This window comes from Actinomyces lilanjuaniae (genome assembly GCF_003606385.1).
In the GTDB taxonomy this organism is placed as follows: domain Bacteria; phylum Actinomycetota; class Actinomycetes; order Actinomycetales; family Actinomycetaceae; genus Actinomyces; species Actinomyces lilanjuaniae.
On the sequence record NZ_CP032514.1, the window covers coordinates 456,720 to 480,404 of the forward strand.

A 23,685-nucleotide genomic window follows, 5' to 3' on the forward strand; every position below is an offset into this window, starting at 1 on the left:
CCGTGCGCCTCCTCGGCCACCGTTCTCGGCCCACCATCGACTACCAGGACTCGACCACCAGGAGCACCCATGGCCCCCGACCGCGACGCCCGCGCCCCGCACGTCCCCGCTCCTGCGGAGCACCCCGACACGGTGGCTGACGCCCGGACCACTCCTGACCGGGAGATGCCCTGGGCCGAGCTTGGCCTCAAGGCGGAGGAGTACGACTCCATCCGCTCCCTGCTGGGCAGGCGGCCCACGGCCGCCGAGCTGGCCATGTACTCGGTCATGTGGTCCGAGCACTGCTCCTACAAGTCGTCCAAGGTCCACCTGCGCCGCTTCGGCGAGACCACCACGCCCCGGATGCGCGAGCACCTCCTGGTGGGCATGGGGGAGAACGCCGGCGTGGTCGACATCGGGGACGGCTGGGCCGTGACCTACAAGGTGGAGTCCCACAACCACCCCAGCTTCGTGGAGCCCTACCAGGGGGCGGCCACCGGAGTGGGCGGGATCGTGCGCGACATCATCTCCATGGGGGCGCGCCCTGTGGCGGTCATGGACCAGCTGCGCTTCGGTGCGGTGGACCACCCCGACACCGCCCGCGTGGTCCACGGGGTCGTGGCCGGCGTGGGCACCTACGGCAACAGCCTGGGCCTGCCCAACATCGGCGGCGAGACCGAGTTCGACCCCTCCTACCAGGACAACCCCCTGGTCAACGCCCTGTGCGTGGGGGTGCTGCGTCACGAGGACATCCACCGGGCCTCTGCGTCCGGGGCGGGCAACAAGGTGGTGCTCTTCGGGGCGCGCACCGGTGGCGACGGCATCGGTGGCGCCTCCATCCTGGCCAGTGAGTCCTTCGAGGACGGCGTGCCTGCCAAGCGCCCCAGCGTGCAGGTGGGGGACCCCTTCATGGAGAAGGTGCTCATCGAGTGCTGCCTGGAGCTGTTCGGCGCGGGCCTGGTGCTGGGCATCCAGGACCTGGGCGCGGCGGGCATCTCCTGCGCCACCTCCGAGCTGGCCTCCAACGGGGACGGGGGCATGCACGTGGACCTGGAGAAGGTCCTCCTGCGCGACCCCACCCTCACCGCCGGGAGATCCTCATGAGCGAGTCCCAGGAGCGGATGATGGCTGTCGTCGCCCGGACAGGCTTGACGCCTTCATGGCGGTCATGGACACCTGGGACGTCGAGGCCAGCGTCATCGGGGAGGTCAACGGCTCGGGACGCCTGACCATTGACCACTTCGGGAGCGCATCGTCGACGTCGACCCGCGCACCGTGGCGCACGAGGGTCCTGCCTACAACCGGCCCTACGCCCGCCCCGCCTGGCAGGACGCACTGAACGCCGACACCACCGACCGCCTGGAGCGTCCGGGCACCGCCGCCGGGCTGAGCGCCCAGGTGCGCGAGGTCCTTACCAGCCCCAACCAGGCGTCACCCGCCTGGGTCACCGACCAGTACGACCGCTTCGTGCGCGGCGCCACCGCCCTGTCCCAGCCCGACGACGCTGGCGTCATCCGTGTGGACGAGGCCACTGGTCGCGGTGTCGCCATCGCCACCGACGCCAACGGGCGCTTCACCAAGCTCGACCCGGCCACCGGGGCCGCCCAGGCCCTGGCCGAGTCCTACCGCAACGTGTGCACCGTGGGCGCGCGGCCCCTGGCCGTTACCGACTGTCTCAACTTCGGCTCCCCGGAGGACCCCGACGCCATGTGGCAGCTGGTGGAGGCTGTCAACGGCCTGGCCCAGGCCTGCGCCGTCCTGGAGGTGCCGGTCACCGGGGGCAACGTCTCCCTGTACAACTCGCACGGGCCGGACAAGGGACGGATCGACTCCTCCATCAACCCCACCCCCGTCGTGGGTGTCCTGGGGGTCATGGACGACGTGAGCCGGGTGGTCCCCTCAGGGTGGCACGAGGAGGGCCTGGCGCTCATGTCTTTGGGGCGTACCCGTGCCGAGCTGGACGGCTCAGCCTGGGCGCGCGTGGTCCACGACCACCTGGGAGGCCTGCCGCCGCAGGTGGACCTGGAGGCGGAGGCCGCCCTGGGCCGCGTGCTCCTGGCCCTCCACGAGGCGGACGGTCCCCGCGGCGAGCGCCTGGTGCGGGCCGCCCACGACTGCTCCGCCGGCGGCCTGGTCCAGACCCTGGCGGACTCCTGCCTGCGCTGTGGCGTGGGGGCCAGCGTGGACCTGGCGGCCGTGCAGGGGGAGGAGGGTGTTGACGACCTCACCGCCCTGTTCTCCGAGTCCGGTGCCCGGGCCGTAGTGGCAGTGCCCGAGTGGGCGGTCCCGGCCGTGCTGGCTGCCGCCGAGGCTGAGGGCGTGGCAGCCGCCCGCCTGGGAACTACGGGCGGGGACATGCTCGTGGTCACCGGCTCTGACCTGCTGGCAGACGGCGGGGGTGGGCAGCCCCTTGTCCTGGACCTGGAGGAGCTGGGGGCACAGGTGGGGTCCACCCTGCCGACGCTGTTCGGCTGAGGCGGGGCAGGTAACTGACGGGGGGCGGGCACGTGGCTGGAACGGGGCGAGGACGCTCATCTGGTCGCTGTGTCAGGCATGATGACAGAGGACAACAGAGGACATGGTGCTCGCCCCCGACCTCCTAGGACCGCAGACCTCCTAGGACCGCAGCTCGCGGAAGTCGAACTGGAAGATGCCCATGGGGACCCAGTGGGCCACGAGGCGGGCGCCGGTGTCGGCCCCGTTGTGCCACAGCTCGGACTCGATAACGGCACCACCGCCCCCGTCCAGCTCGCTGAGGGTCAGCCGGTGGTGGTCGTTGACGTAGTCGTCAGCACGTTCTAGCGGGTAGAGCTCCAGCTCGGAGGCGGGGACGGGCAGCCTCTCCAGCTGCTGGTCCAGCGCTGCCAGCGGGTCCCCGGATATGCCGTAACGGCTGGCCAGCTCGTAGAGGTCGCGCCTGGCCAGGACCGCGACGAACTCCTCCACCTCAGCGTGGACCTGACGGCGCAGGGTGGGGTCTCCCCACGGGGCGGGCGCCTGGGTCGGGGTCTCCACCTGCCGGTCCTCTGCCTGCTGCTCCTCTACCCGCAGGCCCGTGGCTGACCCCGTGACTGGCTCGGCCTGGTCCTGGTCGGTCGGGCCGGCCAGGGGGGGCGTGGCGGCCGTGCCTGCCTGCCTGCCCGGGTCCGGGCTGTCAATGACGGGGATGACGTCCCAGGGTCCGGGGGCCGAGGAGGTGATGAACGGTGCCCCAGGCTGGTCTGCCTGGGCTCCAGCGGTCACGCGGGATGCCTGGGAACCGACAGCGTCGGGCCTGACAGCGTCGGGGCTGGCTGCCTCAGCCTCTGCCAGGATGCCTGCCTGCGTTCCTGCTGCGGCGCCTGTGCCCTCTGAGGTAGAGCCCTCACCACCTGGTGCGCCGACGTCGGTGAGATCGTGCCCGCCAGCGTCCGCCGCCGCAGGCTCCTGCGGGATGTGTCCCGGTCCCTGTGCGTCCTCCTCCTGGGACGGGGAGGACTGGCCCTGTGGGGAGGGGAGGGGAGGGGCCTGGGAGGGCTCCACGGGCAGACGCGTGCGCTGCCCGTCGGCCAGGACGGAGCGACCCAGGTAGTCCCACACGGCCTGTGAGCCCGCGCGCAGCCCCAGGGTGGCGGTGTCCAGCGCTGCTGCCTGGCCGTCGGGCAGGAAGCAGAGCATGATGCCCGTCGCCTCTCCGGTGGCGGCGTCCCACAGGCGCAGGGTCCCGTCCTCGGAGCCGGTGAGCACCCGGGTGCCGTCCGGGCTCCACTGCACGGTGGTGATGCCAAAGCGGTGGCCCTCCAGGCGCAGTACCTCTGTGCCCGCGACCTCGTCCCAGACCCGCACGGTACCGTCGTTGAAGCCGGCTGCGACCCGCTTCCCGTCGGGGCTCCAGGAGAAGGAGCGAAGCATCGCCCCGTCTCCTGCCAGGGTCACCAGCTCGCCCCCGGTGATGGCGTCCCAGACGTGCCCGATCCCCTCCCTGCTGCCAGTGACCACCCGGGGGCCGCCACGGGTCCAGACCACCTCACGCAGCCAGTCGTGGCTGAAGGTGTGGACCGCCTGGCCGGTCGTGGTGTCCCAGATCTGCGCGGTCCCGTCCTGGGAGGCAGTCAGCACGCGGGCACCGTTGGGGCTCCACGCCACGGAGGTCACGACGTCGTGGTGGCCCTCGAGCCTGAGCGCGACCTCACCGGTGCCCACGTCCCACACCACGGCCAGGTCCAGGCCCACGCCGGTGAGCGCCCTGCTGCCGTCAGGGCTCCAGGCGAAGGCGTTGACGGCGGCTGAGCGGGCACCCAGCGACCGCTCCAGCCTCCCGGTGGCCGCGTCCAGGACGGCGACACTCTCCGAGTAGTAGGAGTCCACGGCCAGGCGTGTGCCGTCCGGGCTCCAGCTGACGGTGCTGAGCTCGCCGCTGGTTGCCTCCAGGTCCACGGCGGTCTCGCCGGTGGTCAGGTCCCAGACTCGGGTGGGGCCGACCGTGGTCCCCACGACGACCCGGGTCCCGTCAGGGCTCCAGGAGGCAGTCTCCACCGAGCACCCGGGGCCGAGCACGGCCAGGGCCTGGCCGGTGGCAGCGTCCCAGACCCGGACCGTGCGGTCGTAGGAGCCGGTGGCCACCCGGGTGGAGTCAGGGCTCCACGCCAGGGAGCAGGCCCAGGTGTCGTGGCCGGACAGGGCCATCTGCTCCGTTCCCGTCACCGGGTCCCAGACATGGGCGGTCGCGGCACGCAGGTTGTCGGTGAGGACCCGGGTCCCGTCGGGGCTCCAGGCCACCGTGCTGACCAGGTCGGTGCCGGGACTGGTCAGGGACACGACCTCCTCGCCCGTGACGGCGTCCCACACCCGTGGCAGGGTGCCGTCGAAGGCGGTGATGAGGTGGCGGGAGTCCGGGCTCCAGGCGATGCCGGTCATCGGCTCGACGTCCTCAGCGTCCTCGGTAGCGTTCTCGGTGTGTCTGACGTCCTCGGCCCCGGCGGCGCCTTCCGCCGGTCCGTGCGGGTCCTGCGCGTCATCCTGCGCGTTCGTGCCAGTGGGGTTCCCGTCAGGGTGGGCTGCCGCTCCGGGCAGGGGGCCGACGTGGAGGAGCCCGGTGCCCGTGGTGACGTCCCACACGCGCGCGGTGCCGTCGTCGGAGGCGGTGGCGACCCGGGTGCGGTCCGGGCTCCAGGCCACGGCGGTCACCTTGCTGGTGTGCTCCGCCAGCGTACGCACGGCCTGGCCGGTGGCGGTGTCCCAGATGCGGGCCTCGGCGTCGCCGAAGTGGGTGAGAAGACGGGTGGAGTCCGGGCTCCAGGCCAGCGCCCCGCCCACGCCCTCGCCGCCGACCTCCAAGGTGAGGAGGTGCTCCCCGGTGGCGGCGTCCCACACGCGCGCGGTGTGGTCCTCGGAGGAGGTGGCCAGGTGGCTGCCGTCCGGGCTCCAGGCCACGGCGTTGACGGACATCGAGTGGCCGGTCAGGGCGAAGACCTCACGACCGGTGGCGGCATCCCACACGCGCGCGGTGCCGTCGTGGGACCCTGAGAGGATGCGTGAGCCGTCCGGGCTCCAGGCCAGTCCCCACAGCCCGTCGAAGTGGCCGGTGTACAGGGACACCTCGCGCGGGTCAATGCTCTCAGAGGTCTCTGATGGCTCAGTCATGCGTGAAGTCTAAGGAGCACGCCTTGAAGTCCGCTGAGTCTTCCGCCCCTCGCGAGAGCTTTTCCTCTAAGCTGGATGTACGCTACCTCCAGAGCGGCTTCAAGATGTCGTCGGGTCGTGTCGAGGTCGTGGCGGCGGCCCAGGGCGTGGCTGCTGCAAGGTGTCCGTGACGGCCCGGGCTGACAGGTTTCACCCGGATGTCGAGATATTTCGCCTCAGTGAACGGTGTCGTGGGAGTCTCCTGGCCGCGCCAAGGTGGCTGTCGCGCACGCGCGACCGCCCCGTTGCCCAGTGACGTAAGGAGTCCTCTATGCATGAAGTTGTCGAGAAGGTCTATGAGCGGGTGGTGGCCCGCAACCGCGGGGAAAACGAGTTCCACCAGGCTGTCCGTGAGGTGCTGGACTCCCTTGGCCCGGTTATCGCCAAGCACCCCCGCTACGCTGACGACGGGCTCCTGGAGCGTCTTGTCGAGCCGGAGCGCCAGATAATCTTCCGCGTCCCGTGGGTGGACGACGCCGGCAACGTCCAGGTGAACCGCGGCTTCCGCGTCGAGTTCAACTCCGCGCTTGGTCCCTACAAGGGCGGTCTGCGGTTCCACCCCAGCGTCAACGTCGGCATCATTAAGTTCCTCGGCTTCGAGCAGATCTTCAAGAACGCCCTGACCGCCCAGGGGATCGGGGGCGGCAAGGGCGGCTCCGACTTTGACCCCCACGGCCGCTCCGACGCCGAGGTCATGCGTTTCTGCCAGTCCTTCATGACCGAGCTCTGCCGCCACATCGGCCCCAGCACCGACGTCCCTGCCGGGGACATCGGCGTGGGGGGGCGCGAGATCGGCTATCTCTTCGGCCAGTACAAGCGGCTGCGCAACTCCTACGACGCCGGCGTGCTGACCGGTAAGGGGCTGGCCTGGGGTGGGTCCCTGGTGCGTACCGAGGCCACCGGATACGGCGCCGTCCTGTTCGCCCAGTCGATGCTGGCCACCAAGGGTGACTCGCTGGAGGGCAAGAAGGTCGTTGTCTCCGGCTCGGGGAACGTGGCGATCTACGCCATCAAGAAGGCCCAGCAGCTGGGCGCGGTGCCGGTCACCTTCTCCGACTCCTCCGGCTACGTCGTTGACGAGGCCGGAGTGGATCTTGACCTGCTCCAGCAGGTCAAGGAGGTCGAGCGCGGGCGTGTGGCCGACTACGTCGAGCGCCGTCCCGGCGCCCGGCTGGTCGCTCGCGGCAGCGGGGGCACTGGCGGCTCCGTGTGGGACGTGCCCTGTGACGTCGCCCTGCCCTGCGCCACCCAGAACGAGCTCGACGGCGCGGCTGCGGCCGCCCTGCTGCGTGGCGGCTGCGGCGTGGTCTCCGAGGGTGCCAACATGCCCTCCACTCCTGAGGCCGTCGAGGCCTTCCAGTCCGCGGGCATCCTGTTTGCCCCCGGCAAGGCCGCCAACGCCGGAGGCGTAGCCACCTCCGCCCTGGAGATGGAGCAGAACGCCGGACGCACCCGCTGGAGCTTTGAGACCGCAGAGGCCAAGCTGGCCGACATCATGCAGGACATCCACGACTCCTGCGTGGCCGCCGCCGAGGACTACGGGCGTCCCGGTGACTACGTGCTGGGTGCCAACGCGGCAGGGTTCACCCGGGTCGCCGACGTCATGGCAGCCCACGGCATCGTCTGAGGCTCGCGGGGGTCCGGCAGGACCTGCGTGAGGCGCTAACGGGCGCCGCCCCCGGCCGGGGGCGGCGCCCGTTAGCGTGTAGGGGCGCACTGAGTCCGCTAAGTCCGTGTGCGTCCGGTCAAGATGTCCGATCGGGCGCAAGGGGCTCGACATGTGTGCACGATCTGAGGTAGTCTCGTGTCCGAACGGGCGACAAGGACGTCAGGAGGTGGGAACATGGACGCCAGCGGCAGGCATCGTCTCATTATCGAGCAGGTGGAGTCCGTCGGCCGTGTCGTCGTCACCGACCTGGCGGAGCGCCTTGACGTCACCCCCGAGACCATCCGCCGGGACCTGACCGCTCTGGACCGCTCCGGCGCGCTGCGCAAGGTCCACGGCGGAGCCGTGCCCGCCTCCGCCCTCGCCCTGCCCGAGACCGGTGTCAGCCACCGTGAGCGTCTCAACACGGCGGCCAAGAACGCGATCGCCCGGGCGGCGCTGGGGCACCTGGACCTGGCCCCGGGCACCTCGGTGCTCGTCGATGCCGGGACCACCACGGGGGCGCTGGCCCGCCTCCTGCCCGGGGACCGTGACCTGACCGTTCTCACCAACTCGGTCCTCATCGCTGCCCACCTGGCCTCCCGTAGCGGGTTGACGGTGCGGATGCTGGGCGGCCACGTACGTGGGCTGACCCAGGCTGCGGTGGGGCCTGAGGCCCTGGCGACCCTGTCCGCCCTGAGGGTCGACCTCGCGCTCATGGGGACCAACGGGATCAGCCCCACCCACGGGCTGTCCACGCCCGACCCTGACGAGGCCACGGTCAAGGCGGCCATGGTCGGTGCCGCCCGTTACGTCGCGGTCCTGGCGGACTCCACCAAGATCGGCCAGGAGCACCTGGTCTCCTTCGCCGCCCTGGACGACGTCAACCTCATTGTCACCGACGCCGACCCGCCCCCAGCACTGTCCACCCAGCTCACCACTACCGGAACAGAGGTCCTGCTCGCATGATCCTGACACTCACCCCCAACCCGTCGCTGGACCGTACCGTCACCCTGCCGGGTCCTCTCCAACGAGGCGCGGTCAACCGGCTGGAGACCGTCACCGTGGAGCCCGGCGGCAAGGGTGTCAACGTCGCGCGGGTCCTGGCCTGCTCGGGGCAGGCAGCCACAGCCCTGCTCCCGGCGGCCGGGCACGACCCGCTCCTGGGGGCCATCGCGGACCTCGCCCTGCCGGGGCTGACGGCGCTTCCCGTGAGCGTCGCCGCGACGGCCCGTGTCAACACCGCAGTCACCGAGCCTGACGGCACCACGACCAAGATCAACGAGCCCGGCGCCGGGCTGGCCCCTCAGGAGGTGGAGGCTGTTGAGCGGGCGCTCCTGGCGGCCCTGGGAGGCGTCGCCCCGGGCTCGGCAGAACTCTCCAGTGGCTCAGGTGCGGGGGAGCCGTCCTGGGCTGTCCTGTCTGGCTCGCTGCCCCCCGGCGCCCCGGTGGACTGGTACGTCCGCCTGGTGGATCTCCTGCGCCCCCTGGGGGTGCGTATCGCCGTGGACACCTCTGACGCCCCCCTGGCGGCCCTGGCCGCGGCCCTGCCGGGAAGCGCCCCCGACCTCATCAAGCCCAACGGGGAGGAGCTCGCCCAGCTGGCAGGCACCGGGGCCACCGACCTGGAGGAGGCTGCCGTCGCCGGGGACCTTGCCCCGGTGGCTGCCGCCGCGCGGGTCCTCGTGGAGCTGGGTGTCGGCGCGGTCATGGCTACCCTGGGGCCTGCCGGTGCCGTCCTGGCCACCCCTGAGGGAGCCTGGCACGCCAGCGCCCCCGAGGTGCCTGTGGTCTCTACCGTGGGGGCGGGGGACTCCTCTGTGGCCGGCTACGTGCTGGCTGACGTCCGGGGCGGGGACGAGGCACAGCGGCTGCGCACCGCCATGGCCTACGGCTCTGCCGCTGCCTCCCTGCCAGGAACCTCTCTGCCTGTTCCCGCCGACCTGCCGCAGGAGCCCGCCCGCGTGACCCCCCTGACCTAAGCCACCTCCACCGGCCGCCGGGCCTGTCCGTGCGGCCTCTACCGACCGACTGCCCGTTGACTACCTCGACGACCTACCGACCTCGTACCCGCGAGGCGGACCCACTCGGAAAACAAGGAAGACCCATGACCGAGACGACCCCCCTCATCATCCCCGAGCTGGTGGCGCTGGACGCCAGCGCCGGCCCCGGCAAGGAGGATGTCATCGACTTCCTGGCACGCACGGTCGCCAGCGCCGGACGTGCCAGCAGCCCCGACGGCCTGGCCGCCGACGCCAGGGCGCGTGAGGCCACCGCACCCACCGGTATCCCCGGTGGCATTGCCATCCCGCACTGCCGCAGCCCCCACGTCCTGGCCCCCAGCCTGGGCTTCGCCCGCCTGACTGAGGGCGTGGACTTCGGGGCTGCAGATGGGCAGGCAGCCGACCTGGTCTTTATGATCGCAGCCCCTGACGGCGCCGACGACTTCCACCTCCAGCTCCTGGCCAAGCTCGCCCGGGGCCTCATGCAGACGGAGTTCACCGACGCCCTGCGTGCCGCCTCCAGCGCAGAGGAGGTTGCGCGCGTCGTCACCCGGCAGGTCCAGCCCGAGCTGCTGGAGGACGCTGAGAGCACCGGTGACACCGGTGCCGGCTCCGCGGCGGCGGTCGGCGGTGCCGGTGAGGCGGGTGAGGCTGCTGGCAGCGCAGGTGCAGGTGCGGCTGAGGCGGCTGGCACCGTCATCGTGGGCGTCTCCTCCTGCCCCACCGGTATCGCCCACACCTTCATGGCCGCCGAGGCGCTGGAGCAGGCGGGCAAGGATCGTGGTATCACCGTGGCCATTGAGGGGCAGGGCTCAGGCAGGATCGACGCCCTGGACCCGGCTCTTATCGAGAAGGCCGACGCCGTCATCTTCGCCCACGACCTGCCGGTCAAGGGACGTGAGCGCTTCGCTGGCAAGCCGGTGGTCGACGTCGGCGTCAAGGCCGCCGTCAACGATGCAGGCTCCCTGGTGGACCAGGCTCTGGCTGCCATCAACGACCCGCAGGCGGCCCGGGTGCAGTCCGGCGGCGGCGAGGACTCCGCTGACAGCAGCGAGGGGGGCAGCGAGCACTGGGCCCGCCGCCTCCAGCGCTCTGTCATGACCGGAGTGTCCTACATGATCCCCTTCGTGGCCGCGGGCGGTCTGCTCATCGCCCTGGGCTTCCTCTTCGGTGGCTACGACATTACCGAGACGGCGGAGAACATCGTCACCGGCTCCAGCCTGTGGAACCTCCCGGACCTGAACAGTCCCGACCTCGCCGCGCCCAATGCCCTGGGCGGGTCCGCGCTGGCGGCCTACGTCGGGGCGGTCCTGTTCACGATCGGCAACGCCGCCATGGGGTTCCTCGTACCCGCGCTGGCCGGGTACGTCGCCTTCGGGCTGGCTGGGAGGCCCGGTATCGCTCCCGGATTCGCCATGGGCGCGGTGGCCGTCGCGGTTGACTCCGGGTTCATCGGGGGCCTCATCGGAGGCATCATCGCCGGCTACGTGGCCGCCTGGCTGGCTGGGCTGGATGTTCCCCGGTGGCTGCGGGCCTCATGCCCGTCGTCGTCATCCCCCTGGGTACCACCCTGGTGGTGGGCGCGCTCATGTACATGGTCCTGGGCCGCCCCCTGGCCTCCCTCATGAACGGCCTCCAGGACGGGCTGACCTCCATGTCCGGCGGGGCTCCGCAGTCCTCCTGGGCGTCATCCTGGGCCTCATGATGTGCTTCGACCTGGGCGGGCCGGTCAACAAGGCGGCCTACCTCTTCGCCACCGCCGGGCTGTCCGCCGCTACGGACGCCTCCTACGAGATCATGGCCGCGGTCATGGCGGCAGGCATGGTCCCGCCCCTGGCCATGTCGGCGGCGACCTTCCTGCGCCGCAGGCTGTTCACCGAGGCAGAGGCCGAGAACGGCCGCAGCGCCTGGCTGCTGGGGCTGTCCTTCATCTCTGAGGGCGCCATCCCCTTCGCCGCGGCCGACCCGCTGCGCGTCATCCCTGCCACTATGGCTGGGGGAGCAGTGACCGGGGCTCTGACCATGGCCCTGGGCGTGGGATCGCGCGCCCCACACGGTGGCGTGTTCGTGGCCTTCGCTATCAACAACTTCCTGGGCTTCATCCTGGCGATCCTGGCCGGGACGGTCGTGACCACCGCGCTTGTCGTCCTCCTCAAGGGGCTGCGCCAGCCCTCGCAGGCCCCCGCCGCCGTGGCCGCCTGAGCCCGGCTGCGCTCCACCCCACAGAACGTACCTCCTCCTCGTTGGTTCCAGTCAGGAACCCGCCCCCCCGGGCGCTCCGCGAGGAGGAGGTACGTTCTATGCTGGAGGGGTGCCCCAGAGCCGACACTGCCTGTGACGCCCTGCGGGAACCACGGGTGTCGGCACATGAGGGGCACTGGTGTCGCAAAGGAGCGAGACATGACCAAGTGTGCCCACCCAGCCAGTCCGGACCGTCCAGCCGGGTCCTCGCCCGGGCCAGCCCCGGTGGGGCTGGCGGACCTCACCCGGGGCCTGCCCGACGGGCCGCCCGTGGAGGCGTCCACGCTCGCCGCCCGGCTCACCCGTGCCCTGGTGGTCCTGGACGACGACCCCACCGGTACCCAGTCCGTCGCGGGCCTGCCCGTGGTGACCCGCTGGGAGGAGGCTGACCTCGCCTGGGCGCTGGGCACAGGGGCGCCTGCCGTCTATGTCATGACCAACTCCCGCTCCCTCGACCCGGCAGACGCCCAGCGGGTCAACCGGGAGGCAGTCACGTCCGCGCTGGCCGCCTCCCAGGCCATCGGCCGCCCAGTCACCTTTGTCTCTCGCTCCGACTCCACCCTGCGCGGCCACTTCCCCCTGGAGCCGGACACGATCGCCGACCTGCTGGAGGAGGGCGGCACGCCGGTGGACGGTATCGTCGTGTCGCCCGCCTTCCCCGACGCCGGGCGCGTCACCGTCCACGGCGTCCACTACGCGGGATCACCGGGTACCGGGTTCGTTCCCGTGGGGGACACCGAGTTCGCCGGGGACGCGACCTTTGGCTACCGCTCCTCCAGCCTGCCCCAGTGGGTGGAGGAGAAGACCGGGGGCGTGGTGAGGGCATCCTCGGTCCCGGTGGTGGACCTGGGGCTCCTGCGTAGTGACGAGGATGCTGTCGTAGCCACCCTCACGGCCCTTGGCGGGCGGCAGCCGGTGGCCGTGGACTGCGTGGAGGAGAACGACCTACGCCTGCTGGCCCGAGCCCTCCAGCGTGCCGAGGAGGCGGGTTCCACCTTCGTCTACCGGGTGGGGCCGCCCTTCGTGCGTGCCCGCATCGGCCAGGAGCCCCACCCGCCGCTGACCGCCAGCCAGGCCCGCCCCGGCGACACCGCCCCCGACATCGACGCCGCGGGCGGGCTGGTGGTCGTGGGCTCCCACGTGGGGCTCACCGGCCGCCAGGTCGAGGCCCTGCGCACTGCCACGGGCACCCCCGAGGTAGTCCTGGACGTCCCCACGGTGCTGCGTGCCCGGGACCGTGACGCCCACGTCGCCCAGGTCGCCTCCCAAGCGGCCGCCGTCCTGGGGGAGGGCAGCGTCGTGGTGCGCCGTGGCGGGGCATTCGTGCCCGGCCGCGACGCGCAGGAGTCCCTGGCCTTCGCCCGGGCCGTCTCCGACGCCGTGGTCGAGGTGGTCCAGCAGGTGGTGGCCCGGCGCTGCCCGCGCTTCGTCATCGCCAAGGGCGGCATCACCTCCTCCGACGTGGCCAGCCGCGGCCTGGGTATCCGCCGGGCGCTGGTGCGCGGCCCGATGCTGCCCGGCATCGTCTCCCTGTGGGAGCCCCAGGACGGTCCCGCCGCAGGCGTGCCCTACATCGTCTTTGCCGGCAACGTGGGCGACGACGACTCCCTAACCCAGGTCGTCTCCGTCCTGAGCGCCTGAGCCGCCGCCTCTGTGACACTACCAGCACCATCGACACTACCTGCCAGCCTGCTCCGCAACGACCTCAGGAGACCACCATGACCCTACCCGCTCCGCCTCCCGGTACTGCTGCTGGTGGCGGTCCAGCGCCTAGCGCCACCGCCTCCGCAGGCGTTCCGGACCGTACCGCCGTCGCTGTCCTGGGCCTGGGTGCCATGGGACTGCCCATGGCCACCCACCTCAGTACGTCCCGTGACGCAGGTGGGGCGGGCCTGGACGTGCGCGGCTACGACCTTTCCCAGGCACGTCTTGACCTGGCGACCACGGCCGGCGTCAGCCCCGCCCCCAGCGCGGCCGACGCCGCCCGTGGTGCCGACGTGGTCCTGGTTGCCGTGCGCGACCAGGACCAGCTTGACGAGCTGCTCTTCGGTGAGCCCGCCGTCGCCGCGAGCATGAGCCCGGGCGCCGTCGTCGTCCTGACCTCTACGGTCGGTGAGCAGGGCGCGCGCGCCGTGGCCGCCCGGCTCTGCCAGGCGGGGGTCGGGCTCGTGGACGCCCCCGTCTCCGGAGGGCCGAAGCGCGCCGGGGCGGGGGACCTGCTTGTCGTTGTCGGTGCTGACGACCAGGCCTGGGAGGCTGCCCATGACGTCCTGGAGGCCATGAGCTCCACGCTGGTGCGGGTGGGGCGCGAGCCCGGCTCCGGCCAGGCCATGAAGACCGTCAACCAGCTCTTGTGCGGGGTACATATCGCCGCCGCCGCGGAGGCCCTTGCCCTGGCCCGGGCGCTGGGGCTGGACCCCCGGGCCGCGCTGGAGGCCCTCATGGCCGGTGCTGCCAGCTCCTTCATGCTGGGCGACCGGGGACCCCGCATGCTCCAGGCCCTCCAGGCCTGCGAGACTGAGAGGGACGACGGGGCCCGGGATCCCCGGGAGGCCGAGGGCGTCGAGGTCCGCTCCCGCCTGGACATCTTTGTCAAGGACATGGGGATCGTCACTGCGGCCGCCCGGGGCGCGGGCCTGCCCACCCCGGTGGCCGCCGCCGCCGAGCAGCTCTACCTCCAGGGAGCCAGCCGGGGCCTGGCGGCCCGGGACGACTCCTCGGTCATTACCGTGCTCGCCCCCTGCCCGGGGTCGGGCCGGCGGTGAGGAGGACCAGCCATGTCAGTTCCTGTCCTGCTCCTGCTGGCTGTTGCCGCCATCGTCGTCCTGCTCCTGCTGGTTATCCGGGTCAGGATGTCCGCCTTCGTGGCAATGCTGCTGGTCTCGGTCGTCCTGGCGCTGGCGACCCGGGTACCCGTGGGCGACATCGCCCAGACCATGACCGACGGCATGGGGGCGACCCTGGGGTCGGTGGCCATGGTCGTCGGCCTGGGGGCCATGCTGGGACGCGTCGTCGAGGCGGCCGGGGGCGCCGAGGTCCTGGCTGATCGCTTCACCCGGGTGCTGGGGCGTCACCGGGTGGCTGTGGCCGTGACAGCGGCGGCCTTTGTCCTGGGCATCCCGATCTTCTTCGACGTGGGCTTTATCATCCTGGCTCCCATTGTCTTCGGCTTCGCTCACGTCACCGGGATGAGGCCCCTGACCATCGGGCTGCCGGTGGCAGCGACCCTCATGGCCCTCCATGTCGTGGTCCCGCCCCACCCTGGACCCGTGGCCGCCGCAGCCTCCCTGGGGACCGACATCGGCGTCCTGGTGCTGGTCTCCCTGCCTGTGTGCGCTGTGGTGAGCGCGGTCTCCTACCTGGCCTCCAGGCGACTGGGGCTGGAGAAGGTCGAGACCGGTGAGGGGCCGCTGGGCTCTGCCAGGCAGGTTGCTGAGGAGACCTACACCCCTGGCGGGGCCGTCCCCCGTGCCCACGGCACCGGCCCAGGTACCGTGGTGCTGCTCATTATCGCGCCGATAGCCCAGATCATGGTGGGCACGGTCGGGCAGATGGTTGCCACCGAGGGCGGCACTGCTCACGCCGTGCTCGGCTTCGTCGGCTCCTCGCCTCTGGCCCTGCTGACTGCTGTCGTGCTGGCCTACCTCGTCGTCGGCCACCAGCAGCGCTGGTCCCTGGAGCGGCGGGGGCAGGTCCTGGACTCGGCACTGCCCGACGTGGCCACCATCGTCTTCGTCACCGGGGCGGGAGGCGTGTTCGCTGCCGTGCTCGTGGCCAGCGGCATCGGCGAGGCCCTGGCCCAGGCCCTGGTCGCCGCCCACCTGCCCGTGCTGCTGAGCGCCTTCGTCATCTCCCTGGCGATACGCGCCTCTCAGGGCTCGGCGACCGTCGCCATCCTCACCGCCGGGGGCCTGCTCAGCGATGCCGTGGCCCAGGGCGGGTACTCCACGCTCCAGGTCGCCCTTATCCAGATGGCTGTGGGCTTTGGCGCCCTGTGCGTGTCCCACGTCAACGACTCCGGCTTCTGGATCGTCACCAAGTACATGGGCCTGTCAGTGGCCGACGGCCTGCGGACGTGGACGGTGCTGTCCACAGTGGCCGGTACGACGGGGTTCCTGGTCACAGCCGCCCTGTGGGCGGTGGTGTGAGGGCGGGGGCGTCCGAGAGGCTGGTGTTGCCGGTTGTGTTACGTGAGCTACATCCTGTGACAGACGTGCGGCAGAAGTGTAGGGTGGGCCACAGCCTGATAAGTTCCCTTTCCCCAAGGAGACGAGGCCGTGATCGACCCGGACCAGCTCCTCGTGGTAGCCCCCCGGTACAAGGGAGGGCCTGCTGCGGACCGTACCTGCGACGTCCTCTCTGTCGAGACGGACGCGGATGACCGCAGAGTCATCATCACCTTCGCCAGCGGCGCTACCTATTGTTACAGGCACCCGAAGGCGCGCCTGCTCGTGGCCAACGCCTCGTCGCCACCCGTTGAGCTCGCACCCGACGAGGTGGTCTTTGTGTCCGGACGCTGCTGGGTTCCTCCGCTGACGATGACGCTGTTCACCGACGTGTGGGACCCGTCCTTCTCCATGGTCCGGGTCAGCCGCCCGGCAAGGCAGAGCCGCGCACGCCGACCGGGCTCCGACTCTGACAGTGCCCCCGTCGAGGAGGTCCTCCGCTACGAGTCCGCGTCGCGGACGGGTTCCGCCTCCCAGGTGTGCCAGTACTGGCGACAGGCGGTGGGATTGCTTGACCCGGACAGCCCGTTGCGCAAAGCCCACGAGGACATGACCTTTATCCACCCTGACAGCGCGCTGGCCGCCTACCTAGAGGCCCAGGACTCTGGGGCAGACTTTCCCGATGGCCCCATTATTCTGCCGTTCCGCAGCAATGAGGACCAGCGCGACGCTGTGGCCAAGGCGCTGCGCAACCAGGTCAGCGTCATCGACGGGCCTCCCGGAACCGGTAAGACGGAGACCATCCTCAACCTCATCGCCAACATACTTCTTGTCCCGGGGCAGACAGTTGGGGTCGTCTCCTTCGGCAACGCAGCCGTGGACAACGTCAGGGACAAGCTGGCCGAGGCAGGCATCGACTTCGTGGCCGCGCGGGTGGGACGCGCAAACATGGTCAAAGCATTCCTCGCGGACCAGGACGCCAGAGAGGGCAGGCTCACCCAGTGGCTCGCTGGACCTGCGCCACAGCTGCCTGTGGCCTCGCCTGCGTCCCCCTCCGCCGGGGAGGGACTGGTTGGCGCGGAAATGACCGTGCCTGTCCATCCGGCTGCGGACCTGGCTGAGGAGGTGGCGGCCACGGAAGATCGGCTGGTCAGGGTGTGGAGGGCCAGGCGTGAGCTGGCCCAGCTGCGCAATCTCATTGACGCCTACACCTTGGAGTCAGCCCACCTGGAGCGTCGGACCGAGAACGAGCCGCTCCCGGAGCTCGTGGACCTCCCCCTGCTGCGCAAGGACTCCGAGACCATCCTGGACTACCTCGCCGAGACCAGGGTGCGCCCTGGGCTCCCGGAAGGGGTGCGGGGCCTCTTTCCCCGTCTGCGTCGGTACTTTCGCTACGGACGGCTTGGAGACCTGGACCCCACTGACGCTGCGACTGTCCTGCGTCTGGAGCGGACCTTCTATGCCAACAGGCTCAAGGAGCTCCGCCAGGAGGAAGAGCGGCTGACTGAGGCTCTGGCCAGGCTTGACGAGGAGACTGCTCAGCGCCAGCACCAGGAGCTGTCCCGGGCACTTCTGGACAGGGCGCTGCGGCAGCGTTACACGGGTGGGAGGCCGTACCGCTTCGATGACGGCGACAGGAGGATCGGTAAGTGGACTCGGGACTTTCTTGCGGAGTACCCTGTGGTGCTCACTACCTGCCACTCGATCCGGTGGAACCTGTCAGAGGGCACGCTCCTGGACTGGGTCATTATTGACGAGGCCACGCAGACCAGCCTCCTGACCGCCGCCCTGGCCATGAGCCGAGCACGCAACGTGGTGGTCGTCGGTGATCTCAAGCAGCTTGGGCATTTTCTGGACAAGGAGATGACCAAGGGGCTGCCCCCGGCCCCGGCCCCGGGCTATGACATTGAGGAGCACTCCATCCTCTCCTCGGTCACGGAGCTCTACGGTGAGCAGCTGGCGCGCACCATGCTGAGGGAACACTTTCGCTGCCACCCCGTGATTATCGAGTTCTGCAACCGGATGTACTACGACGGCGAGCTTATCCCGTGCAGGCCGGGCGGGCCATCGGGTAGCCCGCCCCCGATGGTGGTCCGTCGAACCGCTCCGGGTAACCATGCGCGGACCTTAAGGAATGGTCCTACAGGAACCTACAACCAGCGCGAGATCGACGATATTGAGGACTACCTCGACGCGGTGCTGGCCGATGCCGGGGCTGACCTCGAACGCAAGGACGACAAGACAGGCAGTGACTACGAACTGGGGGTGACCACACCCTACCGGCTCCAGGCTGACCGGCTTGCTGAGGCTCTCAACGGCTCCGTCGGAGGGGTGGGGCGCTACCACTGGCTTGCTGAGACGGTGCACAAGTTCCAGGGGAGGGGTGCGAGGGAGATGGTGCTGAGCACCGTGGTGGACGAGACCCGGCTTGGTCACATCAAGCTTCGCTTTGTTGACGACCCCCGACTCATCAACGTCGCTGTCTCCAGGGCCAAGGACCGGTTCGTCCTGGTGACCAACCATGACGAGGTCCCTCGTAGTACCCACATCAAGGCGCTGATCGACTACATCCGTTTCCAGGACCCCGACCAGGTTGTCGACAGTCGTATCGTCTCCGTGTTTGATCTGCTCTATCAGGAGTATTCTCCGCGCCTGGAGCACTTCGCCCGGCGTGTTTACGGCTCGAGCAGGTATAAGTCGGAGAACATCATCGGGACGCGTCTGAATGATATTCTGGCGGAACCGCCATACCAGTACCTCCAGGCCGTGCCCCAGGTGCGCCTCCGGGATCTGCTGCCGGGCACGGACCTTCTTGACGAACGACAGAAGAGGTTCGTCCGCTCGGTGTCCTCGGTTGACTTCGCCGTCTACCACACGGTGACGCGCAGTCTCCTGCTTGCCATCGAGGTCAACGGCACGCGCTTTCACGAGGACAGTCCCGAGCAACGGGAACGAGATAAGATCAAGAAGGCGGTATTGGCTGCCTACGGAGTCAGCGTGCTGCCACTCAGAACCAATGACAGCGGTGAGGAGGAGAAGATCCGCGCGATGCTCGACCAGGTGCTGGCTGGCGAGCAGGCTCACGGCTTCTGACGATCTTCCCTGTGCGTCTGATCTCAGCGGTGCCGAGCGCTGTCCAGCGCCTTGCGCCAGAACGGGTCGTCGCTCCAGCCCTCAGGCATGCCCAGTGCCTGTCGTGGGACATGAGGATACCTGCCGAGGAGGGTAGCCAGCCTGGACGCCCACGTTGACCGGGGACTGACAGTGAAGAGGATCGACTGCAGCGATACCAGGACGAGGTAGAGCCTTCTCTGCTCCGATGACTGCCCGTTGCCGGGACGTTGCCCCGGTGTGCCGGTAAGCCACTGGATGTCTTTGTTTCTTGGGATGACTGGATAGGTGCCAAGAATCCTGTTCCAGAGCCTTTCGTGGTGGGCGCATATGTTTCGTACCCGGACGTAACTCCGTAGCCAGGACTCAAGCACGGTGTCTGTGAGATCGGTGGTCACGGTACGGGCGACCTGCTTCTTTGTCCCAACGCTTTCCCTGGCGCTGTCTCCACCATGGTGTCTGAGAGCGCGGACCTGACGGCTACCTCGAGACGTTCCAGGGCGTCCATGACGAGGAGGCGCAGCTCGCGGTCGAAGATGCAGAGCGTGAGCACGTCGTCAAAGGTCGTGCCCTTCTTGAAGTGGTGGGACTGGTGGCTTGTCTGGAAAGGCAGGGTGCAGGGAGACAGCCGGTAGTAGCCGATGCGCCGCAGGTACCTCTTGGCTCGGTCGTGGTCAGGAACGAGCAGGCCGCGTTCCTCGTACAGTGTTATGAGCTCGTCGTGGGATAGAGCGGGCTTGGCGTAGGTGCGGTGCTGCGCAGACTGCATAGTGGGTGTGAGGGGTAAAAGTAAGACCTCCCAGTTTGGGCGGGTCCGAGGACGAGAAGCCTGGGAGGTGTAGCGCTGTCAGGCTACACCAGGTCCTGTGCTGTGTCAGATGACGGCGCGGCTTGTCGCGGGTGCTTGCGGGAGGGGCCGGGTGCTGGAGGAGCGGCCTCGCACCCACACGCACCGGTCCCAGCGTAGTCCGCAGAAACATGCGAATCTCTCAATTCTCCTCGGCTCCGGTGGAGAAGCCGTCCCTGTTCCCCGCGATCACCATGCACCCGAAGATGTGCAACCTGCCCAGTACCTACCCGGTACCCGTGGCTACCTGCCGGGGCCGCCTCAGTCTCTGGCTGGTGCCCGGAGCTCCCAGGACTCCTGGGTTCCTCTGCGTCCCCGGGTACGATCAGGCCGTGCCACCACGCCGACGCATCGACCCCGCCGCTGGCGCCCAGGCCCTGCGCCAGTGGGCCGCCCAGGCGCAGCCGGACGCCCCTGCGGGTGAGGACGCCGCGCAACTCTGGCAGCAGCGGATGCCCGAGCGCCAGGTCACCGCGACCGCCGTGCGCTACACCCTGGAGGAGCTGGCCGCCCGCGCCCCCGGGCGCGCCGTGGAGGTGCGGGTCCCGCCCTTCGGCGTCACCCAGGCCGTGGCGGGCACCGTCCACCGCCGGGGGACTCCGCCCTCCGTGGTCGAGACCGACGCCCCCACCTGGCTGGCCCTGGCCACCGGGACTTTGACCTGGCCCCAGGCCCTGGCCTCGGGGGCGCTGCACGCCTCCGGGGAGCGCTGTGACCTGTCGCCCTACCTTCCCCTGCTGCGGATGTGAGGCCGCGCCCCCACGGGCTCGTCCCGCCTGGCCGCGCGACGTGGGAGACTGGGGGCGTGCACACTGGTGAGATGGACTCCCCTCCTGCGGAGGAGTGCGGCGTTTTCGGAGTCTGGGCACCCGGGGAGGAGGTCTCCCGGCTGACCTACTTCGGCCTGTACGCCCTGCAGCACCGGGGCCAGGAGGCTGCGGGGATCGCTACCTCCAACGGCTCCCAGATCCTGGTCTACAAGGACCTGGGCCTGGTCTCCCAGGTCTTTGACGACCTGGCCCTGACTAACCTCAGCGGGCACATAGCGGTGGGCCACGTACGCTACGCCACCACGGGGGCCACCACCTGGGAGAACGCCCAGCCGATGCTGGGGCCGGCCTCAGGCTCCACGCTCGCCCTGGCCCACAACGGCAACCTCACCAACACCCGCGAGCTTGTGGAGGCCGTCCACGCCACCAGCGGGGAGGACCTCACCGGCGAGCTCGGCCGTGGCTCCTCCACAGACACCGCGGTGATCGCTGCCCTGATGAACCTCGTGGGCGAGCGAGGCGCCCTGGAGGGCTGGGACAGCGCTGCCGACGTCGTCGTCTCCGGCGTCACCGATGAGGAGGAGCTGACCCAGGCCTACTCCGCGCCCGCCCCGCTCACGCTGCACCAGGCGGCACGCCGGGTCCTGCCCATGCTGCGTGGGGCCTTCTCCCTGGTCTTTATGGACGAGCGTACCCTCTACGCCGCCCGCGACCCCCAGGGGATCCGGCCGCTGGTGCTCGGCCGCCTGGAGCGCGGCTGGACGGTGGCCTCGGAGACTGCCGCCCTGGACATCGTGGGGGCCACCTTTGTGCGCGAGGTGGAGCCGGGCGAGCTGCTTGAGATCGACGACGAGGGCGTGCGCTCCACCCGTTTCGCCGCTGCGAGGCGGGCCGGCTGCGTCTTCGAGTACGTCTACCTGGCCCGCCCCGACACCCGTATCGCGGGCCGCAGCGTCAACGCCGCCCGCAATGCCATGGGGGCTGCCCTGGCCCGGGAGCACCCGGTGGAGGCGGACCTCATTATCGCCACCCCCGAGTCCGGGACACCTGCGGCCATCGGCTACGCCCAGGCCTCAGGGATTCCCTACGGGCAGGGGCTGGTCAAGAACGCCTACGTGGGGCGTACCTTCATCCAGCCCACCCAGACCCTGCGCCAGCTGGGTATCCGCCTCAAGCTCAACCCCCTGCGTGAGGTCATTGAGGGCAGGCGCCTGGTCGTCGTCGACGACTCGATCGTACGTGGCAACACCCAGCGCGCCCTGGTGCGGATGCTGCGCGAGGCCGGGGCGGCGGAGGTCCACGTACGTATCTCCTCCCCGCCGGTGCTGTGGCCCTGCTTCTACGGCATCGACTTCGCCACCCGGGCCGAGCTCATCGCCGCAGGCATGAGCGTGGACCAGATCTGCCACTCCATCGGCGCCGACACCCTGGGGTTCCTGTCCGTGAACGGGATGGTGGAGGCCACGGGCCAGCAGCGTGACAGCCTGTGCATAGCCTGCTTCACTGGCGACTACCCGGTACCTCCTCCGGTGGCGGGGGCGTCGGTGGCCACGATCCCGGTCAGCCCGGTCCCCGCCGTCTACCGGCGGCGTCCGCAGGGTCGTACGGGCCGTGGTCGTGAGGACCATGACCGTGCGCGCAGCCAGGACGGCCTCGTGGAGGCTGCGGTACCTGCTGCGCCCCAGGGCGTGACCCGTCCTGACCTGAGGTTGGGCAGCCCGCCCGGCTCCGGGTCATGAGGACCTCGTCCCGGGCTGGGCAGGCCGGTGCCGGGAACCCGAGCACTGTGCCCGTGGCCCAGCCGGGCCCTGACCACTGAAGGAGCCAGCCTCATGACTGACGACCCCAACCGCTCTGACGGCCCTTACCCGGGTGCCACCTACGCCGCCGCCGGGGTGGACACGGCTGCGGGGGACCAGGCCGTGGCGCTGATGAGAGCCTCGGTGGCTGCGACCATGAACCCTGCTGTTGTCGGTGGCGTGGGTGGCTTCGCCGGGCTGGTGGACGTCACCGACCTGCGTGACTACCGCCGCCCTCTGCTGGCCACCTCCACCGACGGGGTCGGCACCAAGGTCGCCGTGGCCCAGGCCCTGGGCATCCACGACACGATCGGGCAGGACCTAGTAGGCATGGTGGTGGACGACATTGTCGTCGTCGGCGCCCGGCCCCTGCTCATGACCGACTACATTGCCTGCGGCCACGTCGTGCCTGAGCGGGTGGCGGACATCGTGCGCGGTGTCGCCCAGGCCTGCGCCGCTGTGGACACCCCCCTGCTGGGTGGGGAGACTGCGGAGCACCCCGGCCTGATGAGGCCCGACGAGTATGACCTGGCGGGTGCTGCCACCGGGGTGGTGGAGGCCGACCGTCTCCTGGGGGCGGACAGGGTTAGCGCGGGCGACGTGCTGGTGGCCATGGGCTCCTCCGGACTGCACTCCAACGGGTACTCCCTGGTGCGCCACGTGGTCGCCCGGGCAGGCTGGGGCCTGGAGCGTCACGTCCCCGAGCTGGGGCGGACCCTGGGTGAGGAGCTGCTGGAGCCTACCCGCCTGTACGCGCGTGTCTGCCTGGCCATGTTGGACACCTTGTCCTCAGCGGCGGCGCCCCCGACCATCCACGCCCTCAGCCACGTCACCGGGGGCGGGCTGGCGGCCAACCTTGCTCGTGTGCTGCCCCCGGGGCTCGTGGCACAGGTGGACCGCAGCTCCTGGCTGCTCCCGCCGGTCTTTAGCGTGGTGCGTTCCCTGGGGCAGGTGCCCTGGGAGGACCTGGAGGCGACGCTCAACATGGGGGTGGGAATGGTGGCTGTCGTCGATGCGCGAGGAGTCGACGCAGTGGTGACCGTGGCCCAGGGGGCGGGTATCCCGGCCTGGGTCCTGGGGGAGGTCAGCGAGGCCGCTGACAGGCAGGTGCTGGGGCGGCTGGTCGCGGGAACCAAGGGTGTCGACGGCGGGGCAGTAGATATTCATGGCAGCTACGTGACTGGCTGAGAGGTGGGAGACAGTGCTCAAGGGAGTCGCAGGGGCGGTCTCGCGCCGTGGTAGTGGAGCTGGCAGCCTGACAGCGGCTGCTGCTGAGCAGCGCCGCGCGGGAGCGGTCCCTGCGACTGCCACGCCGGTGGCGGCAGCCGCAGCGACAGCAGCCTCGTCGTGACTGACACCTGGTGGCGAGTCAGTCACGACGAGGCTGCTGTCACCGGCACATCCGGCGCCGTGTCAGGTCTTACGTCCCCTGGGGGAGCAAGGTCAGGCCCCGCTTTCCCAGA

General features: G+C 70.2%; 13 protein-coding genes and 2 pseudogenes. 12 read left to right on the top strand and 3 right to left on the bottom strand.

Going from position 1 to position 23,685, the window contains the following annotated elements; all coding sequences use genetic code 11:
• The first annotated feature begins 69 nt into the window (after nt 1-69).
• Nucleotides 70-2,454: pseudogene (purL, locus tag D5R93_RS01980) on the top strand (phosphoribosylformylglycinamidine synthase subunit PurL).
• A 141-nt stretch (nt 2,455-2,595) separates the two neighbouring features.
• Here the strand turns inward: purL and D5R93_RS01985 are convergent.
• The gene (locus tag D5R93_RS01985) at nt 2,596-5,601 is read right to left on the bottom strand and encodes a WD40 repeat domain-containing protein (protein ID WP_120203491.1); all 3,006 of its coding nucleotides are present in this window, start codon (nt 5,599-5,601) and stop codon (nt 2,596-2,598) included.
• A 310-nt stretch (nt 5,602-5,911) separates the two neighbouring features.
• Between D5R93_RS01985 and gdhA the strand changes: the two genes are divergently transcribed.
• From gdhA to D5R93_RS02025, 8 genes and pseudogenes are all read left to right on the top strand, one after another.
• Nucleotides 5,912-7,267 (top strand): NADP-specific glutamate dehydrogenase, encoded by a 1,356-nt coding sequence (gene gdhA, locus D5R93_RS01990; RefSeq protein ID WP_119836318.1) that lies wholly within the window; start codon nt 5,912-5,914, stop codon nt 7,265-7,267.
• A gap of 216 nt (nt 7,268-7,483) precedes the next feature.
• Nucleotides 7,484-8,254 (top strand): DeoR/GlpR family DNA-binding transcription regulator, encoded by a 771-nt coding sequence (locus D5R93_RS01995; protein ID WP_119836319.1) that lies wholly within the window; start codon nt 7,484-7,486, stop codon nt 8,252-8,254.
• Nucleotides 8,251-9,267, top strand: a complete 1,017-nt coding sequence (locus tag D5R93_RS02000; RefSeq protein WP_119836320.1) for a 1-phosphofructokinase family hexose kinase — start codon at nt 8,251-8,253, stop codon at nt 9,265-9,267. The genes D5R93_RS01995 and D5R93_RS02000 overlap by 4 nt, the downstream gene beginning before the upstream one ends.
• 125 nt (nt 9,268-9,392) lie before the next feature.
• Nucleotides 9,393-11,490 (top strand): annotated as a pseudogene (locus tag D5R93_RS02005) (PTS fructose transporter subunit IIABC).
• 198 nt (nt 11,491-11,688) lie between these two features.
• Nucleotides 11,689-13,170 carry a four-carbon acid sugar kinase family protein gene (locus tag D5R93_RS02010; RefSeq protein ID WP_120203493.1) on the top strand — a complete coding sequence of 494 codons (1,482 nt, stop codon included), beginning with the start codon at nt 11,689-11,691 and terminating at the stop codon, nt 13,168-13,170.
• Nucleotides 13,171-13,247: 77 nt separating this feature from the next.
• Nucleotides 13,248-14,294, top strand: coding sequence for an NAD(P)-dependent oxidoreductase (locus D5R93_RS02015; protein WP_120203496.1), 1,047 nt, complete (start codon nt 13,248-13,250; stop codon nt 14,292-14,294).
• A gap of 12 nt (nt 14,295-14,306) precedes the next feature.
• On the top strand, nt 14,307-15,677 hold the full coding sequence (locus tag D5R93_RS02020) for a GntP family transporter (RefSeq protein ID WP_120203498.1): 1,371 nt from the start codon (nt 14,307-14,309) through the stop codon (nt 15,675-15,677).
• A gap of 129 nt (nt 15,678-15,806) precedes the next feature.
• Nucleotides 15,807-18,788, top strand: a complete 2,982-nt coding sequence (locus tag D5R93_RS02025; protein ID WP_120203501.1) for an AAA domain-containing protein — start codon at nt 15,807-15,809, stop codon at nt 18,786-18,788.
• A gap of 23 nt (nt 18,789-18,811) precedes the next feature.
• On the opposite strand, the gene D5R93_RS13470 is transcribed toward D5R93_RS02025, so the two are convergent.
• Nucleotides 18,812-19,204, bottom strand: coding sequence for an Abi family protein (locus D5R93_RS13470; protein ID WP_205570077.1), 393 nt, complete (start codon nt 19,202-19,204; stop codon nt 18,812-18,814).
• Nucleotides 19,201-19,575, bottom strand: coding sequence for an Abi family protein (locus tag D5R93_RS13475; protein ID WP_205570078.1), 375 nt, complete (start codon nt 19,573-19,575; stop codon nt 19,201-19,203). Before D5R93_RS13475 ends, D5R93_RS13470 begins: the two co-directional genes overlap by 4 nt.
• Before the next feature lie 410 nt (nt 19,576-19,985).
• On the opposite strand from D5R93_RS13475, the gene D5R93_RS02035 reads away from it, so the two are divergent.
• The 3 genes from D5R93_RS02035 (at nt 19,986) to purM (ending at nt 23,410) form a co-directional block, all read left to right on the top strand.
• A complete protein-coding gene (locus D5R93_RS02035; RefSeq protein WP_120205732.1) occupies nt 19,986-20,402 on the top strand; it encodes a sterol carrier family protein in 417 nt (138 codons plus the stop codon).
• A 71-nt stretch (nt 20,403-20,473) separates the two neighbouring features.
• Nucleotides 20,474-22,162, top strand: coding sequence for an amidophosphoribosyltransferase (purF, locus tag D5R93_RS02040; RefSeq protein WP_119836433.1), 1,689 nt, complete (start codon nt 20,474-20,476; stop codon nt 22,160-22,162).
• A 93-nt stretch (nt 22,163-22,255) separates the two neighbouring features.
• Nucleotides 22,256-23,410, top strand: a complete 1,155-nt coding sequence (purM, locus tag D5R93_RS02045) for a phosphoribosylformylglycinamidine cyclo-ligase (RefSeq protein WP_120203503.1) — start codon at nt 22,256-22,258, stop codon at nt 23,408-23,410.
• The last annotated feature ends 275 nt before the right edge of the window (nt 23,411-23,685 follow it).

Excerpts from the sequence above, each read along its gene's own strand:
- D5R93_RS02020 (WP_120203498.1), top strand. The coding sequence starts at position 14,307 with ATGTCAGTTCCTGTCCTGCTCCTGCTGGCTGTTGCCGCCATCGTCGTC.
- purM (WP_120203503.1), top strand. The coding sequence starts at position 22,256 with ATGACTGACGACCCCAACCGCTCTGACGGCCCTTACCCGGGTGCCACC.
- purF (WP_119836433.1), top strand. The coding sequence starts at position 20,474 with ATGGACTCCCCTCCTGCGGAGGAGTGCGGCGTTTTCGGAGTCTGGGCA.
- D5R93_RS01985 (WP_120203491.1), bottom strand. The coding sequence starts at position 5,601 with ATGACTGAGCCATCAGAGACCTCTGAGAGCATTGACCCGCGCGAGGTG.
- D5R93_RS02000 (WP_119836320.1), top strand. The coding sequence starts at position 8,251 with ATGATCCTGACACTCACCCCCAACCCGTCGCTGGACCGTACCGTCACC.
- D5R93_RS02010 (WP_120203493.1), top strand. The coding sequence starts at position 11,689 with ATGACCAAGTGTGCCCACCCAGCCAGTCCGGACCGTCCAGCCGGGTCC.
- D5R93_RS13475 (WP_205570078.1), bottom strand. The coding sequence starts at position 19,575 with ATGCAGTCTGCGCAGCACCGCACCTACGCCAAGCCCGCTCTATCCCAC.
- D5R93_RS01995 (WP_119836319.1), top strand. The coding sequence starts at position 7,484 with ATGGACGCCAGCGGCAGGCATCGTCTCATTATCGAGCAGGTGGAGTCC.
- D5R93_RS02015 (WP_120203496.1), top strand. The coding sequence starts at position 13,248 with ATGACCCTACCCGCTCCGCCTCCCGGTACTGCTGCTGGTGGCGGTCCA.
- gdhA (WP_119836318.1), top strand. The coding sequence starts at position 5,912 with ATGCATGAAGTTGTCGAGAAGGTCTATGAGCGGGTGGTGGCCCGCAAC.